This window comes from Campylobacter concisus (genome assembly GCF_003048775.2).
GTDB lineage: Bacteria > Campylobacterota > Campylobacteria > Campylobacterales > Campylobacteraceae > Campylobacter_A > Campylobacter_A concisus_I.
Map to the genome: position 1 here is coordinate 1,060,257 of NZ_CP049272.1, position 16,592 is coordinate 1,076,848.

Below are 16,592 nucleotides of genomic sequence, written 5' to 3' on the forward strand. Positions count from 1 at the left end.
AAAATAAGGCATACAGCCTATCGCAGAGCAAAATTTATACTCTGCTTGCAGTTACCGGCATAGACACAAAAATCATTTAAAAGCGCTCACAAGACGAGTCGCCGCCCTATTCAAAGATGTTTTTATGCAAGATTTCTTCTAGCACCACCGTTGCGTAGCTGCCTTTTTGCAGCGTAAAATTTATCGTAAAGTGCGCTTTTTCCTCGTTGTATTTGTAGCTTGTATCCTCCAAGTAGCACCACGCAAAGCGCCTAGATCCCGTCATTTTAGCTTTGTGTTCATTTGCCTGCGCGAAAACTTGATCCTCTACCATTCTCGCCGCCCCCTGCGCCTCATACGCCTTCGCGCCCGCGATCAGCCCGCAGCTAGTGATATCTCTAGCGTCAAATCGCGCGCCCTCCGCGCCCAAATCCTCGCACAAAAAGCACTTGCCGTGCGGGTAGTGGCCCAAAACTTCGCCCTCTATCAGTTTAAAAAATCTCTTTTGCGATTTTAAATTTTTCAAAATCGCACTGTCAAAATACGGGTAAATTTGAGCTAGCTCTCCTAGGCTAAAATCCTGCGCAAACCTCGAAATCTCCACGCGTCTGCTAAGCCAGCGGTTAAAAAGATCGCTTTGATATGCCGAGATCAAAAAGTCGTTTAACTTTGGATTTTTACTCTTTTTGCCGTTTATCGTCCCATTTTTAAGTATCTCCAGTCCAGTTTCGGCGTTGTCGCCAAATTTACCAAAACGCTGATAGCCAAAGTAGTTTGCATAGCCCATTTTATCAATACTAACAAATGCTTGCTCTAGCTTTTTGGCATTACTTGGTAGCACCTTTTTTAAGCGGATAAAAAAGCTATTTCCCTTTAGATGTCCGATGCGAAGCTTATTTTTATGCGCATTTAGGCTTAAAATTTTCATCTTTTCGTGGCTAAAATTCGCTAAATTGCTCTCAAATTTGCGTGGCATAGAGATAAACTGCGTCGTCATGCCCTGCTTGTCCTTTAGCCCAGCATAGCCAAAGTCGCGCATCTTAGCTCCAGTGACCTCACTTAAGACGTGCAAGGCCTCTTGTGTCGTCATATCTTTTTTAGAAATTTCAACGATCAAGTGCTCGCCATCCCCACTAAATTCGTAAAGCGGTATCTCACGCACGACAAAATCATCTGAATTTTTAGAAAAATAAGCCTCGATGGGTGCATGAGTGAGCGCATAAAGTGGCTTAAAAGTGGTGGTTTCTTGCATTTTGTTTTAACCTTTTATTTGAAATTTTTGCAAAGACGTTAATCTTTGTCCGTGTTTTTGCGGCGATCCTTTTGATAGCGTTTAAATTTTTAGGACAAAAAGTAAATAAAATTTCATACTCTTCGCCGCTACTAAGCTCAAATTTACTTAGCTTTTTTGTAAATTTAGCACCCTTTTTGCTAGCCTTTAAAAGCTTAGCAAGATCAGCATTTAGCCCATCTGAGATATCCATAGCGGAGTTTATAAGATGAGCTGCTTTGTAGAAAAAATTATCTCTTAAAATAGGTTTTTTAAATCGCGAGTTTTTTGAAATTTTAGCTAGCCTCAGAAGCGAATTTAGCCCCTTTTTGCTACCTCCAAGCTCGCCCGTAAAAGCTACCAGATCTCCGTATTTTGCATTTTTTCTAAGCACAGCTTTACCATTTAGCTCGCCAATTATACTAACGCTTATATTTAAAATTTTGCTACTTATCGTGTCGCCACCGATTATCTTTACGCCAAACTCCTCGCACGCTCTGTTTATGCCAGCGCTTAGCTCTTTGATTTGCTGCGGCAAAAAATTCTTTGGCAAACTAAGTCCAAGAAGCGCAAATTTTGGCCTAGCATTCATCACGATTGTATCTGAAAAATTTACGATCATCGCCTTGTAGCCGATCTCTTCAAGGCTTAGCCAGCCATGCTTAAAGTGCGAGTTTTCAGCAAAAATATCCTTGCTAAAGACCTGCTTGCCAAGCACAGCCGCATCATCGCCAATATAAGCGTTACCAAAGCATTCAATCGTGAAATTTTCTTTATCCATCGGGCCATTATAATGAAACTCCTTTTAATTTTAGGATAAAATAAGCCAAAAAAGGAGCTAAATGCAAAAAATAGAAATTTTTAGATTTAATGCAAAAAAAGATATTTTGTCGTATTTTAAACCATATTTTTTAGAAATTTTAGATTACGCAAACCTTGATGAACTATTTTTGCATATTAAAAAAATTGATCCATATTTTCAGCCAACAACTGGCTTTGTGAAAGTAAATGATGTCGTAGTGAGCACTGCTGAACCATTAGTAAATTTATATGAAAAAATTGCAGACGAGCTTGTGATTTCGCCACTTGATGAAAAACGAGCGGTTTTAGATCTTGAGATAAATGATGACGACTTTTGGGAGAAATTTAAGCCATTTGATAAATTTTGTGATCAAGCAGACAAAGAATTTTATGCAAGCTTAAAGCCATATTTTTATGCTGATTTTGTGAGAGAATACGAGCCAAATTTTATAGGTGCAGCTGCTATCATACTGGCTCACCATCTTTATAAAAAAGAAAAAAATGATGAGATTATGAGGCTTATCAACAATGAAAATGGTATTTTAATAGCTTGCAAGATTGATGATTTTATCTTTAGCGGAAGCGAAATTTATAACGAAGCGATTAGGTTTTTTAAAGAAATTTTAGGGATAAAAGAGAATGAAACCTCAAAAAATGAGCTTGAAAAGATAAAGAGCTTGGATAAATTTAAAGAGTTTAAAATAGCCGTAAGCGATAAAATCCCTGAAAATTTAGATAAATTTAGAGCAAATTTTATAAATCTAAACAATAAATTTCCTTGTGGATTTGAACTTTTAAAAGCAAACGAAAAGCTTGCATTTACACTTGCAAGTAAGACTATCTTTAATGCGTTTGATAGCGGGGCTGATTTTTTACTAGCTAGCAATGAGGCTGAGTTTTATATGTTTGACACGCTTTCAAAAAAGCTTGAAAAATTTGTAAACAGAAGTTTGCAGGATTTTTATATTTTAAGAGTTAGCGAACTGATCGAGCTTGAAAATGGCAAAATTCCAGCAAGCCTAAAAGAGCATACGCTAAAAGTAATTTTAGTCTAAAACTAGAGAATTTATTTTTGCAAAGTTGCATTTTGCTCGCTTAGGGCTTCTTCTTTTTCGTCTTCTTGTCTTATCTCATCGTACCTTGCTTTGGCATTTTCATAAACACCAGCTGGAAGGCTTATGTTTAAATCGTCCCTTAAGCTCATCACATCATCACAAGCATTTTGGTAGCCAAGGTCGCAACTTTTCATGTAATAACTCACGCCAAGCTCAATATTTGAGTGCTTTTTTAGATCACTATCCATTTGCTCATTTATCTCTTCATTTATAAACATATCGCCCAAAGCTTCGCACGAAAGCACATCTTTTTGCTCACAGCCATCATAAAAAATTTCATACGCAGCTACGTAATCTCCGGCATTTAGCGTCTCAATGCCTCTGTCATAATCATCAATATCAAAGCCAAATGCCAAATTTAAAGCTAGGATTAAAAAAATTATCTTTTTCATATAAAGCTCGGTGCGTCGTTTGAAAATAGTATGAGATCGCCAGCACGCGTATTTTGAGCTAGAATTTCTTGCATTTTATTTTTATCCTTTAAGATGATGATCTTTGGCTTTACGATGTGCTTTAGTAAAACTTCAGCATTTAGCGAGCTTGTGATGATAACAAGATCAAAAATTTCATTTATCACCTTGGCTAAATTTGCATTTTGCTCCGCGTCACTCTCGACGATGCCTGGTGTTAGCAACACTTTTCTGCCAGCGTAGGTGCTTACAAGCTCGTAGCTTGCGCTCATGCCTGAGAAATTTCCATTAAAACTATCGTCAATTATCAGCTTGCCGCCAGCCTCGATCTTGCTTAGGCGGTGCTCGACGTTTTTCATCTTAGATAGCGCTTTATCTACCGCCTCATCGCTCATTTTTAGATATCTTGCCACCTTTATACAAACGGCTAAATTTGTAGCATTAAATTTACCAAGCAGCGGCGAAGCGTAACTCTTGTCATCAAGCATAAATGATATTCCATCTAAATTTGCATTGATATCTTTTAGACTCTCATCGTAAATTTCTATATTTTCGCTTGGCTCTTTTTTTGTCGAACTATGTAAAAATGCCATTTGCAAACGAGCGCTTTGAAGTGCTTCAAGCTTGGTAGAGCGGATATTATCAAGCGTTTTAAAATACTCAATGTGTTGCGCGCCGATTTCGCCTACGATTACGATTTGCGGATTTAGAAATTTAGTGATCTCTAAAATGTCACCCTTTAGCCTAGCACCTGCTTCAACGATGTAAATTTGCGTTTGCTCGTTTAAATTTTCATTGATATCTTTGATGATGCCAGCCATTGTATTTACGCTGCGAGGCGTCTTGTAGCAGACGAAGCTATCTTTTAAAATTTCAAATAAGAAATTTTTGATACTCGTTTTGCCGTAGCTTGCTGTGATCAAGATGATTTTTAGATCTTTATTTGCACCCAGTTTTTTAAGCGCCTTGTTTTTAAAGCCTTGAAATTTAATCTTTTCTAAAATTTCACTAAAAAATAGGCTCACAACCAAGACAAAAAGTGGCATCGGGGCTAAAAACGCCTTGTGGATGATGAAATTTAAAGCATAGTTTAGGATAATAGCGCAAGCAAGGATCACAAAAAAGTGCTTGATCCTGGCGGTAAAGACTAGCTTTTTATCAAGTTTTTTATGCCACAGATAAAGAGCTGGCAAAAGCGCAAAGTAAAAGTAGATAAAAAACCACTTGCCAGTCGTATAAAATAGCACCAAAGGCACGATGAAGAAAAAGACGTGCCAAGCGGGCTTTGTGAAGTGAAAGAGTACGCGCTCAGGCCTATATGAAAACCACTGAAAGCAAGTAATCACATAAAAAGCGAGCGCAAAGATAAATAAAACTGTGCTTATGCTTAAAAATACATTCATCTTATCTCCTCGATACCGCTCTCATCGTCAAGCACAACATTTTTTGCTTCATTTGGCTCAAAATTTATCCCTTTTTCTATCTCGTCACTTATAAATTTAGCGTGAAGTAAAAAGAAGAAGTGATCGCCACTAAGCGGGAAAAATGAACTATTTTTTATAAGCTTATGTATGCTCTCCCCGCTTGTTATAGGCGTTGCCTTGTCATTTTCGCCCCAGAATATCAAAGCCTTACCACTAAAGCTGGCAAAATGCTTTGTAAAATCCTCATCAACAACGTTTTTTAGGGTCTCATACATCACTCTACTCATACCACTCACATCTTTTGTAGCAAAGAGTTTATAAAATTTTCCAAATCCAAAAAGCTTAAAAATTTTAAAAATAGCGATCTTTGCTCGCACGATAAATGGCTTTTTGACAACTATGCCAGCTGAGCTTAAAAGCACAAGATGTGGCGGTTTTAGAAGCGTTGCGACCTTACCACCAAAGCTATGACCTACGATGATATCTGGCTTTATGCCAAGCTCATCACAGAAATTTTCAACAATTTTTGCATAATCGCTTGTTTTTAAAGGATCAGTAATTGAGCTTTTACCAAAGCCTGGCATATCGATATAAACATGGCACAGCTCGCTCAAATATGAGCCAAAAGCCTTTTTCATTATCTCTTTATTAGCGCCCCAGCCGTGCAAGAAAAGCACTATTTTTTTGCATTTTGGATTTACTACTTCGTAGCTGATCTCATACTCGTCTGAGCTGTATTTTACCGCCCTACTCGCCATCGTTCTCTCTTTTTTTTGCAGTATAAATACTCTCAAGCACGCTCACTGCTTCGCAAAGGCGCTCATACTCTTCCATATTTAAAAGCACTGCTTCAAATTTATTATTTTTAACAATGACCGCTCTTTTTAATTCATTAGCTCCCACACGAGAGAGCACTGAACTAAAATTTCTAACCACTTCAGTTGCTGTATAAATTTCATCTTTTGTAAAAGTTACCATTGTCGCTCTTTATGTAAAATTTTACGTAAAATATCACAAACTACTTTATAATCTACTAAATGGCCTAAATTTTTCCGCGACCTTTTACTGAAGTGATCGAGTTTATAAAGCTATAATCGATCTTTATATTACGCTCTCTTGGAAGTGAGTTTGCAAGAGCATTTAAAGTGCTTTCAAAATCCTCAAATAGATAGTTTGCAAGGCTTCCTGGATTTGGATTTATCTCATTTAGATAGACCTCATCATCTATCACAAAAAAGTCGCATCTAATGATCGCCCCGTCAAATCCACAATCATAAATTTTTGAAAAGTTAAATTTAAGCTTTTGCTTTAGCTCTTCAGAAATTTCAGCCTCTTTTACCTTATTTTCATTTGAAAAGCTAAGATACTTTTGCTCGTAGTCAAGAAATTCTTTCTTTTTTGGCTCTTCGATGATAGAAAATTTTATCTTTCCATCTATCTTACAGCCTGCAAGGTTGTACTCTTTTACTCCCTTTATAAAAGGCTCGACAAGCACATCCTTATCAAACTCAAATGCCACATCTTTTGCATAAGCTAGCTCGCTGGCGTCATGCACTATGTTTACACCTATGCTACTTCCAAGTCTTGCTGGCTTTAAGATAATAGGATAGTGAAATTTTGGCTCACTTTGACGAGTTAGCATCTCATAGTCAAGCGCCTTTACACCAGCCTTTTGTGCTAGAAATTTAGTAAGCTCTTTGTTGTAGCTAAGCGCACTTACTTCAAGCCTTGGACCTATATATTTTATGCCGTAAAAGTCAAAAAGTGCCGCTATCTTGCCATCTTCGCCGTCCATGCCATGGATCAAATTTATAATGACGTCGCACTCTACTTTTTTATCGCCAAAGAGAGAGTGTATGAAAAATTCGCCCTTAGACAAAATGAGCTTTTTTGAATTTTTGTATTTACCAGAGCTAAAGAAATTTGCTCTCATATCTTTCTCTTCGATCAGGTAAAAATCTCTATTTGCGTCGCAAAATATAAATTTTAGCTCTTGTTTTAGGACATTTTTTAAAACTATCGCACTAACTATGCTTATCTCATGTTCATAGCTCTTTGCTCCAAATATCACACCTAAATTCATCTTTTTATCCTTATCCTAATTTCTTTAATGCTTCTTTTATAAGATCACTTGTATTTTCACTCTTGCACTCAGGCAAAATTTTCACTATCTTCTCACGCTTAAAGCCAAGCGCTTCAAGTGCTAAAAGTGCCTCATTTTGGTAGCTTGGCACACTCTCGTCACTTATTAGCTTTGCGTCGCTTAGCTCAGCTATGATGCGTCTAGCTGTCTTTGGTCCGATACCTGGCACGCTTTTAAAGGTGTCTGCGTCGCCGCTTATTATGGCATTTGTAAATGCCTGTGAGCTAAGACTTGAGCAAACCGCCATCGCTGTGCTAGCTCCGATGCCATTTAGCTTGATAAGCATCTCAAACATCTTTTGCTCATTTGCGTCTAAAAAGCCGTATAGTAAATTTGCGTCTTCTCTTATGATCTGCGTTATGGCAAGCTCGATCTTTTCGCCTTTACTAAGTTTTGCTGAGCAAAAAAGTGAGATAAAAATTCCATAGCTTACGCCACTATTTGTTTTAAGTATCACAAATGCGGGATCTTTTTTGCTAACGATACCTTCGATCGCTTTTATCATCATTTAACCTTTTATTCTTAAAAATTTGTATCTGTGTAGTCTTCTAATTTATTTGACTTTTTGATCTTATACTCAGCCTCATCGCCATCGCCGATCTTCTCCAAAGTAATAGCATGAGCAGTTTCATTTTGCTTTGAGATATAAGTGACATTTTGTGGAGGATCAACGATAACAAATCTAATCTCATTTAGTTCAACCCAGTTGCCTCTATTTATCACTTTTGCAGAAAATATTCCATTTTGCATGATCTCAAGCTCATCTTTTAGAGTAGCTAGCAACTCTTTTTTATCTTTAAAAATTTTTAGCAAAGTGTTGTATTCATTGACTAGACCTTGATACTCTTTTAGCTTTTTCATGAAGGTAACTGGCGGTATCACTTTAGCTTTTGAGAGCTCTTCTACCTTTGCTTTTATGGTATAAATCGAGTCTTTATTTTCATTTATGACATTTTTCTTTGTTTCAATATTTTTTAGAAGCGAAGCAAGCTCTGCTTTTGTATATTCGATCTTATTTAATTGCTCTTGCGTAGCCTCAGCACTTTCGGGCATTTTGCTAGTATCGATTATAAATTTATTATCAGTGCCTCTTAGATATCTTACGTCTATTAAGTGTGAAGCTGTGATAGTGCAGTTTGAGCCGAGCGTATTTATTTGGATATTTTGAGCGGTTATAGAGCCACCAACGACGCTATTTATCTTAACTCTTTTTGCTACGACGTTTCCGCCTTCTAGCCTATCTATCTCGACATTTTCAGCTTCAACCTTACCGATATGGATAGAAATTTTTGCATTCTTTGCATAAATTTTAGCCTTTTGGTGTGTTTGACCGCCGATTATTACTTCATTTGCTTTAACCATCGCATTTGCACCGACGTTTCCTTTTACCTCGATCTCGTCAGCCTCTACGATGATGCCAGTGCCGATGGCATCTTTTATAGTATCAGTTTCCCTAACCACCAAAGTCACATTTGTATCAGTGCCTGCTTGAATAGAGCCAGTTGTTTTAAAATTTGCTTCATTTATCTCTATACGCTCTTCAATATCAAATGAGCCATTTTTCTCAACTACATATCCTGATTTTTTAGCGATATATATTATGCTATCGTCATTTTCTACTCTCTCTATATTTTCGCTTATACTTATCTCTTTGCCAGTATCTTCTTTTGGCTCTTCTACTGCTAATAATTTGCCTCTCGCATCACGGCCATTTTGCCCTTCGTGAGACTTTTTCTCTTCCATTATCACTTCATCTTGTGCCACGCCAAAAACAAAACCTCTATCAGCGTAATCAATCTTGTCTTCTTCTTTTATCGCATCAAGTTTATCTTTGTAGTAGTAAAGTATCTTTGCATCGGTAGCTTTTTTTGGATTTATACCTTGTGTTATATTTAGTATGTAGTCTTTATCAAGTTCGCCCTTTACATGCACAACTGAGGCGATTTGTTTTAGCTCGTCTTTTAGTTTGCCGATCCTTATACCTATTAAAATTTGAGCCTTCATAAGCTGTTTGGCGATATATTCAAAAAGCTTATCTTCGTAATGATGTTCGTATTCACAATCTTTTGTGGCTTTTACCTTTGCGACTACTTTTGTAACCATTGAATTTACACCGATTTCTATCTTTGGAAGCTTTGGCACAGCATTTAGCCTAACATCAAAAAATTCCACGTCATAGACCTGCTCGATCTCTAGTGTCTCGTCAAGATAAAATGCATTATCATCAAAAAAGTCTAAATTTTCTTCGGGGACAAAAACTGGCTCTTCATTATCTTTATTTTTATAATAAGTCAAAATATCTAAAATTTTAAAATCTATAAATTCTACCGGTACGCTGTGTTGCTTGCTTAATTCTTTAAGCGATATATAAGGTGTTGAAGTTTGAATTTGCGTTGGCGGTAAAAATCTCTCGTTTTCTTGCACGTTCTCGCTCAAAATTGATCCATTTCACATAAAATTTGGCTCTTATTATCGCCAAAATTTTATTAAATTTGGGTTATGTAAGCTTTAAAGCATCTTTTGTTACTATTGTGTTTTCAAATTTAATTTAGGTGAGCGATGTTTATAAAAGGTTTTTTTTCAAACTCAGTTGGCATTATGGTTTCAAGAATTCTTGGACTTATAAGAGACCTTTTAACAGCTTCCATCCTTGGAGCTGGCATATTTAGCGATCTTTTTTTTATCGCTTTTAAAATACCAAATTTATTTCGGCGTATCTTTGGAGAAGGTGCCTTTACGCAGGCATTTTTGCCAAATTTTGCAAATAGCAAGAAAAAAGCGATCTTTCAGGCTGAAATTTTCATCAAATTTCTACTTTTTATAGGCGCATTAACGCTTCTTGTAAATTTATTTACGCCCTACTTTATAAAGATCATCGCAAGCGGTTTAAGCGAGCAAAATATCATGGATGCAGTGCCGCTTGTGCGTATAAATTTCTACTATCTAGCCCTTGTTTATATCGTCACTTTCATGGGTGCGCTGCTTCAGTACAAAGGGCACTTTGCAACGACTGCGTTTTCTACAGCGCTACTAAATTTAGCCATGATCGCTTCATTACTTTTGGCTCGTGGCAATAGTGAAAGCGTGGTCGCACTTTATCTTAGCTTTGGCGTCGTTGCAGGCGGTATTTTGCAAATTTTGGTGCATCTAATCGCTATGAAATTTAACGCTTTAAATAAAATTTTTTGGGGCGGTCTAAGCGGATACTTTAAAGGCAAAAGAGCGCAGAGCAAAGGTTTTTTTATAAATTTTTATCACGGCTTGCTTGGCTCAAGTGCGATGCAGATAAGCGCATTTATGGACACTTGGCTAGCTAGCTTTTTGGTAAGTGGCTCGATAAGCTATCTTTTTTATGCAAATAGAATTTTTCAGCTCCCACTTGCCATCTTTGCGATCGCGCTCTCTCAGGCACTTTTCCCAAAGATCACCAGACTTTTAAAGCAAAAAGACGAAGCAAACGCCCTAGTTTGGACAAAAAAGAGCTTTTACTTGCTACTTTGCGCCCTACTTGCAGCCACGATCACAGGCGTCGTGCTAAGTGAGTTTATCATCTGGCTATTGTTTGAGAGAGGAAATTTCGTAAGGGCAAACACCATTGAATGTGCCAAGGTGCTAAGTGCCTATTTGGTGGGGCTTACGCCATTTGGACTGGCTAAAATTTTCTCACTTTGGCTCTATGCAAATATGAAGCAAAAAGAGGCAGCCAAAATTTCTATCGTCTGCCTTGTGATAAATTTGATCCTAGCTGTCATTTTGATGCAGAAATTTGGAGCAGCTGGTCTTGCATTTGCAAGCTCACTTGGGGGATTTTTACAGCTTATTTTATACATAAGAGCCTTTGGAGCTAAGCGATTTTTAGCTATAATCGAGCCTAAATTTATAGCCGCCATCGCTATTTTGGCGGTTTTGCTCTATTTTGGTTTAACATTTTTAAAGGATATATTTAATGCGAATTTTTGATACTTCTAAAAGAGAAAAGGTTGAGTTTAGCCCAATAAAAGAAGGTGAAGTTAGCATCTACCTATGCGGTCCAACGGTCTATGACGACGCACATTTGGGGCATGCAAAGTCAGCCGTTAGCTTTGATCTTTTAAGAAGGGTTTTAAAAGCGCTTGGCTACAAGGTTAAATTTGCAAGAAACTACACCGACATCGACGATAAAATTTTAAATAAAATGGCGCAGACTGGTCAAAGCCTAGAGGAGATCACAAACAAATATATAGCGCATTACGAGAGCGACATGGGCGCTTTAAACGTGCTTGATCCAGACTTTAAACCAAAGGCTACGCAGTGTTTAGAGGCGATCATTAGCTACATCAAGGTGCTTATGGATAGAGGCTTCGCGTATAAAACGAGCGATGGAATTTACTTTGATACGAGCAAGGATAGTGGATATTTTAGCATTAGTGGTAAGGATAATAACACCGATCTAATCGCGCGCGTGGCTAGTTTTGGCGAGAAAAGAAATGAAAAAGACTTCGTGCTTTGGAAATTTGACGAGAAATGGTACGAGAGCCCATTTGGCAAGGGTCGCCCTGGCTGGCACACCGAATGTGTGGCTATGATAAGAGAATTTCTAAGTGACAAAGAAAATGATAAATTTGAGATCGACATCCACGCTGGTGGCATCGATTTACTCTTTCCGCACCACGAAAACGAAGCAAGCCAGTGCAGATGCGCCTATCATAAAAATTTGAGCAAATACTGGATGCATAACGGCTTTATAAAAGTAAATAACGAAAAGATGAGCAAGAGCCTAAATAACAGCTTTTTTGTAAAAGACGCCCTAAAAAACGTTCATGGTGAAGTACTTAGATATTACTTGCTTACGAGCCATTACAGGGCGCATTTTAATTATTCAGATGAAGACTTAGTGGCTTCAAAAAAGAGGCTAGATAAAATTTATCGCCTTAAAAAAAGGGTTGATGGCGTGCAAGCTGGCGCTATAAACGAGAGCTTTAAAAATGAGCTACTTGAGGCACTAAGTGATGATCTAAACGCTTCAAAAGCACTTGCAAGTATTGATGAGTTTGTAAAAATAGCAAACGAAAGGCTTGATAATAGCCCAAAAGATAAAGTCTATAAGGCCGAAGTAGTGGCAAATTTGGAGCTCATAAGTGAAATTTTGGGCATTGCTATCACAAACTATGTGGAGTATTTTCAATTTGGTGTAAGCAACGAGCAAAAAGAGCATATCCAAAAACTTCTTGATGAGCGCGCGGTAGCTAAAAAAGAGAGAAATTTTGCAAGGGCTGATGAGATAAGAGATGAGCTTTCCAGCCTAAATATCTCTATCATGGATACACCAAATGGCGCAGTTTGGGAGAAAAACAATGAATAACTTTGGCTTAAAAGATGTACTAAAACGATTTGGCCCATATTTTAAAGACTACATCCCACACTTCATCCTAGCCTTCATCGGCATGGGGCTTGCAAGTGGTGGAACAGCAGTCAGTGCGTATCTGGTGGAGCCAGTATTAAATAAAATTTTCGTTGAAAAAAACGAAACATTGCTTTATTTGTTGCCATGTGCGATTATTGCCATTTATGTGTTAAAAAATATAGGTACATTTATGCAGGCTTATTTTACGGCATATATCGGCCAAGATACGATTAGAAGATTTCGTGAAAAGATGGTCGAAAATTTACTAAATTTGGACATGAAATTTTTTAATGATTTTAGAACAGGCGAGCTAATAAGCAGAACCACGAACGACATAGAGCGCATAAGATCTATTGTTTCAAGTTTCATACCTGAGCTTATTAGAGAGCTTGTAACTATCATAGGCCTGCTTTGTGTAGTCATATATCAAAGCCCTAAATTGGCGTTTTTTGCACTTGTGGTCATGCCAGTAGCCATTTATCCGATCTCGCGCCTTGCAAAGAAGATGAAAAAAATTTCAAAGCAGTCGCAAGAAAAGACATCCGATATCACTTCAGCCTTGAGTGAAATTTTTACAAATATCGAGATCATCAAGGCAAATAATGCCCAAAAATACGAGCATTCACGTTTTGTTGAAGAAAATAACAAATTTTTCAAGCTAAATCTTAAAACCGTAAAAATTGAGCAATTAGTAAGTCCACTAATGGAAACAATTGGCTCAATAGGCGTGGCAGCTGTCATCATAATAGGAGGCAAAGACGTCATCGACGGAAATATAAACATGGGTGCTTTCTTTTCATTTTTAACTGCGCTTTTCATGCTCTACACTCCACTAAAACGTATCGTAAATATATACAACAAAATGCAAGACGCCATCGCCGCGAGCGAGAGAACCTTTTTCTTGATGGATAAAGTAAGTGAAATAAAAGATGGCGAAAAAGAGCTAAGTGAAGAGATAAATTTGATTAAATTTAATGATGTCCGCCTAAGCTACGGTGACAAAGAGGTTTTAAAAGGGATAAATTTAGAGGCTCGTAAGTCAGAATTTATAGCCCTTGTTGGCTCAAGTGGTGGCGGAAAAACCTCGCTCATGAATCTGCTCATGAGATTTTACGACGTAAATAGCGGAGAAATTTTAATAAATGAAACAAATTTAAAAGATATCAAAATCCACTCACTTCGCCAAAATATCGGCCTTGTAACACAGCGTGTCTATATCTTTAACGACACGATCACTAAAAACGTGGCTTACGGCAGAGAATTTAACGAAGATGCCGTGATAAATGCGCTAAAGATGGCAAATGCTTATGAGTTTGTAAGCAAACTAGATGATGGTATCCACTCTATCTTAAATGAATTTGGCACAAACCTTTCAGGCGGTCAAAGACAACGCATCGCAATAGCAAGAGCGCTTTATCAAAACCCGCAAATTCTCATCTTTGACGAGGCCACTTCAGCACTTGATAATGAGAGTGAAAAAGAGATCACAAAAGCCATAAACAACCTAAGAAGCAAGAAGATCATCTTTGTCATCGCTCACCGTTTAAGCACGGTTGAAAGCGCTGATAAAATTGCGGTTTTAAGCAACGGAAGGATAGTTGATACTGGAAGTGACGAAGAGCTTAGTAAGAGAAATGAAATTTATGCAAAACTTAAAGGCAAAGCCTTAGTTTAAGGCGATTTTTGCTAAGATTTGCACAAATTTTTAGGCATTTTAAAGAGGTTAAAATGAGCTTAAACTACGAAACTTTAAAATCTATATTTTTTAAATTTGATCCTGAAACTGCCCACAAAATCGCAGAACTTGCAATGATCGGAGCAAATAAAATTTTTCCAGGATCATTAAGCTTTGTAGCAAACAAGTGCGTGGTAGACGACAATGCACTAAAACAAAATTTATTCTCAAGCACTTATCACAATCCAGTTGGCATAGCTGGGGGCTTTGATAAAAATGCCACAATGTTTGAAGCACTCACGGCTCTTGGCTTTGGGTATTTAGAATTTGGCACATTTACTCCAAAACCTCAACCTGGCAACGACAAACCAAGACTTTTTAGGCTCGTAGACGAAGAGAGCATCCAAAATGCGATGGGCTTTAACAACGATGGTTGCGAGGCTATTAAAAATAGAGTCAAAAAACTTTATCCTTATACTTTACCTATCTGGGCAAACATCGGTAAAAATAAGGTCACACCAAACGAAGATGCAATAAAAGACTATGAAATTTTAGTAAGAGAATTTAGCGAAATTTGCGACACCTTTGTCATAAACGTCTCATCGCCAAACACGCCAAATTTAAGAGCCTTGCAAGATGAGAGCTTCATAAAAGAGCTTTTTAGCGTCATTTTACCACTTACTAAAAAACCAATCATCTTTAAAATAGCTCCTGATATGAGCCACGAAGATGCGATCAAACTTTGTAGCTGCGCGATAGAAAACGGCGCTAGTGGCGTGCTTGTCTCAAATACAAGCGTTGATTACTCGCTCTCTCACTCGTCAAATTTAAAAGATTTTGGCGGACTAAGTGGTAAGGTGATCGCTCAAAAGTCAAAAGAGATATTTAAAGCCGTGGCAGACGAGCTTTATGGCAAGACGACACTTATCGCATGTGGCGGCATAGATAGCGGTGCAGAGGCATATGAGCGCATAAAAATGGGAGCAAATCTAGTGCAAATTTTTACAAGCTTTATCTTTAAAGGTCCGATGGTCGCAAGAGATATAAATTTAGAAATTTTAGAGCTTTTAAAGCGAGACGGCTTTGCCTCTATTAGCGAAGCAGTCGGCATAGATGTTAAAAAATAAAAGGCAAAAGATTGATAAAATTTAATAAAACAAAACTAGAAAACGGACTTGAAATTTATCACATACCAGTAAATCCGGACTCAAAAGTGATAAGCGTCGATGTCTTTTATAAAGTTGGTTCAAGAAACGAAGTGATGGGCAAAAGTGGCATCGCTCACATGCTCGAGCATCTAAATTTCAAATCAACCAAAAATTTACGAGCTGGGGAGTTTGATGAGATCGTAAAAGGCTTTGGCGGCGTAAATAACGCAAGTACAGGCTTTGACTACACCCACTACTTTATAAAAGCTTCAAATGAAAATTTAGATAAAACGCTTGGGCTTTTTGCTGAGCTTATGAAAAATTTAAGCCTAAAAGACAAAGAATTTCAGCCAGAGCGAGACGTCGTGCATGAAGAGCGTAGGTGGCGAACAGACAACAACCCTATGGGTTATCTATATTTTAGGCTCTACAACCACGCATTTATCTACCACCCATACCACTGGACGCCAATAGGCTTTATAAAAGATATCGAAAACTGGAAGATCGCTGACATAAAAGAATTTCACGCCACATACTATCAGCCCAAAAATGCGATTTTGATGATAAGTGGCGACATCGGCAAGGATGAGGCATTTAAACTGGCTAAGAAAAATTTTAGCGATATAAAAAACAAAAGAGCCATCCCAAAATCTCACTGTAAAGAACCTGAACAAGACGGCGCAAGAAGAGCTATCATCTATAAAGATAGCCAAACACAAATGCTAGCGATCGCTTATAAAATCCCAAATTTTAAACACGCTGATCAAGTAGGGCTAAATGCGATCAGTGAATATCTAGCCACTGGCAAAAGCTCTATTTTACAGCAACGTCTAATCGATGAGCTAATGCTCGTAAATCAAATTTATGCTTATAATATGAGCTGTGTTGATGAAAATTTATTTATATTTTTAGCAGTTTGCAACCCAGATGTCGAAGCAAACGTGGTTGAGGCTGAAATTTTAAAGATCATAGATGATTTAAAAAATAAACCAATCGACAAAGATGATGTTTTAAGAGTTAAAAATTTGATAAAAACTGATTTTATTTACTCATTTGAGAGTGCAAGCAAGGTTGCAAATTTATATGGTTCATACCTTGCTAGAGGCGACATAAAGCCACTTTATGAGCTTGAAAAAAATATCGATAAGATAGATGCCAAGCTTTTAAAAGAGATAGCAAATAGATATTTTAATGAAAAAACCAGCACAACAATAATATTAAAAAAGGAATAAACGTGGAAAATT

15 protein-coding genes are annotated in these 16,592 nt (G+C 37.5%); 6 read left to right on the forward strand and 9 right to left on the reverse strand.

Annotated features, from left to right (window positions below; all coding sequences use genetic code 11):
- Positions 1–106: 106 nt before the first annotated feature.
- Both truD and CVT17_RS05295 read right to left on the reverse strand, forming a co-directional pair.
- Positions 107–1,231: a tRNA pseudouridine(13) synthase TruD gene (gene truD / locus CVT17_RS05290; protein ID WP_107858722.1), complete on the reverse strand. Its 1,125-nt coding sequence runs from the start codon at positions 1,229–1,231 to the stop codon at positions 107–109.
- The gene (locus CVT17_RS05295; RefSeq protein ID WP_107858721.1) at positions 1,209–2,030 is read right to left on the reverse strand and encodes a thiamine-phosphate kinase; all 822 of its coding nucleotides are present in this window, start codon (positions 2,028–2,030) and stop codon (positions 1,209–1,211) included. Before CVT17_RS05295 ends, truD begins: the two co-directional genes overlap by 23 nt.
- 61 nt (positions 2,031–2,091) lie before the next feature.
- On the opposite strand from CVT17_RS05295, the gene CVT17_RS05300 reads away from it, so the two are divergent.
- The gene (locus CVT17_RS05300) at positions 2,092–3,105 is read left to right on the forward strand and encodes a hypothetical protein (protein ID WP_107858720.1); all 1,014 of its coding nucleotides are present in this window, start codon (positions 2,092–2,094) and stop codon (positions 3,103–3,105) included.
- An 11-nt stretch (positions 3,106–3,116) separates the two neighbouring features.
- Here the strand turns inward: CVT17_RS05300 and CVT17_RS05305 are convergent, their stop codons facing one another.
- The 7 genes from CVT17_RS05305 to CVT17_RS05335 all read right to left on the reverse strand — a co-directional run bounded on the left by CVT17_RS05305 (position 3,117) and on the right by CVT17_RS05335 (position 9,578).
- A complete protein-coding gene (locus CVT17_RS05305; RefSeq protein WP_107770286.1) occupies positions 3,117–3,557 on the reverse strand; it encodes a hypothetical protein in 441 nt (146 codons plus the stop codon).
- Entirely contained in the window at positions 3,554–4,978 is a 1,425-nt protein-coding gene (locus CVT17_RS05310) for a Mur ligase family protein (protein ID WP_107770285.1), read from the reverse strand. Before CVT17_RS05310 ends, CVT17_RS05305 begins: the two co-directional genes overlap by 4 nt.
- Entirely contained in the window at positions 4,975–5,757 is a 783-nt protein-coding gene (locus tag CVT17_RS05315) for an alpha/beta fold hydrolase (protein ID WP_107770284.1), read from the reverse strand. The genes CVT17_RS05310 and CVT17_RS05315 overlap by 4 nt, the downstream gene beginning before the upstream one ends.
- Positions 5,747–5,977: a type II toxin-antitoxin system Phd/YefM family antitoxin gene (locus tag CVT17_RS05320; protein ID WP_021091404.1), complete on the reverse strand. Its 231-nt coding sequence runs from the start codon at positions 5,975–5,977 to the stop codon at positions 5,747–5,749. Before CVT17_RS05320 ends, CVT17_RS05315 begins: the two co-directional genes overlap by 11 nt.
- A gap of 64 nt (positions 5,978–6,041) precedes the next feature.
- The gene (locus tag CVT17_RS05325) at positions 6,042–7,082 is read right to left on the reverse strand and encodes a D-alanine--D-alanine ligase (RefSeq protein WP_107858719.1); all 1,041 of its coding nucleotides are present in this window, start codon (positions 7,080–7,082) and stop codon (positions 6,042–6,044) included.
- Between the two features lie 10 nt (positions 7,083–7,092).
- The gene (ruvA, locus tag CVT17_RS05330; RefSeq protein ID WP_107770282.1) at positions 7,093–7,647 is read right to left on the reverse strand and encodes a Holliday junction branch migration protein RuvA; all 555 of its coding nucleotides are present in this window, start codon (positions 7,645–7,647) and stop codon (positions 7,093–7,095) included.
- A gap of 17 nt (positions 7,648–7,664) precedes the next feature.
- Positions 7,665–9,578, reverse strand: a complete 1,914-nt coding sequence (locus CVT17_RS05335; RefSeq protein ID WP_107858718.1) for a flagellar assembly protein A — start codon at positions 9,576–9,578, stop codon at positions 7,665–7,667.
- A gap of 123 nt (positions 9,579–9,701) precedes the next feature.
- On the opposite strand from CVT17_RS05335, the gene murJ reads away from it, so the two are divergent.
- Genes murJ through CVT17_RS05360 form a run of 5 tightly spaced genes read left to right on the forward strand, consistent with a single transcriptional unit; the run spans position 9,702 to position 16,580 of the window.
- Positions 9,702–11,102 carry a murein biosynthesis integral membrane protein MurJ gene (gene murJ / locus CVT17_RS05340; protein ID WP_107858717.1) on the forward strand — a complete coding sequence of 467 codons (1,401 nt, stop codon included), beginning with the start codon at positions 9,702–9,704 and terminating at the stop codon, positions 11,100–11,102.
- Positions 11,089–12,483 (forward strand): cysteine--tRNA ligase, encoded by a 1,395-nt coding sequence (cysS, locus tag CVT17_RS05345; RefSeq protein ID WP_107858716.1) that lies wholly within the window; start codon positions 11,089–11,091, stop codon positions 12,481–12,483. The genes murJ and cysS overlap by 14 nt, the downstream gene beginning before the upstream one ends.
- Positions 12,476–14,200 (forward strand): ABC transporter ATP-binding protein, encoded by a 1,725-nt coding sequence (locus tag CVT17_RS05350; RefSeq protein ID WP_107858715.1) that lies wholly within the window; start codon positions 12,476–12,478, stop codon positions 14,198–14,200. Before cysS ends, CVT17_RS05350 begins: the two co-directional genes overlap by 8 nt.
- Before the next feature lie 53 nt (positions 14,201–14,253).
- Positions 14,254–15,327, forward strand: coding sequence for a quinone-dependent dihydroorotate dehydrogenase (locus CVT17_RS05355; protein ID WP_107770541.1), 1,074 nt, complete (start codon positions 14,254–14,256; stop codon positions 15,325–15,327).
- A gap of 11 nt (positions 15,328–15,338) precedes the next feature.
- A complete protein-coding gene (locus tag CVT17_RS05360; RefSeq protein ID WP_107776514.1) occupies positions 15,339–16,580 on the forward strand; it encodes a M16 family metallopeptidase in 1,242 nt (413 codons plus the stop codon).
- Positions 16,581–16,592: the final 12 nt, after the last annotated feature.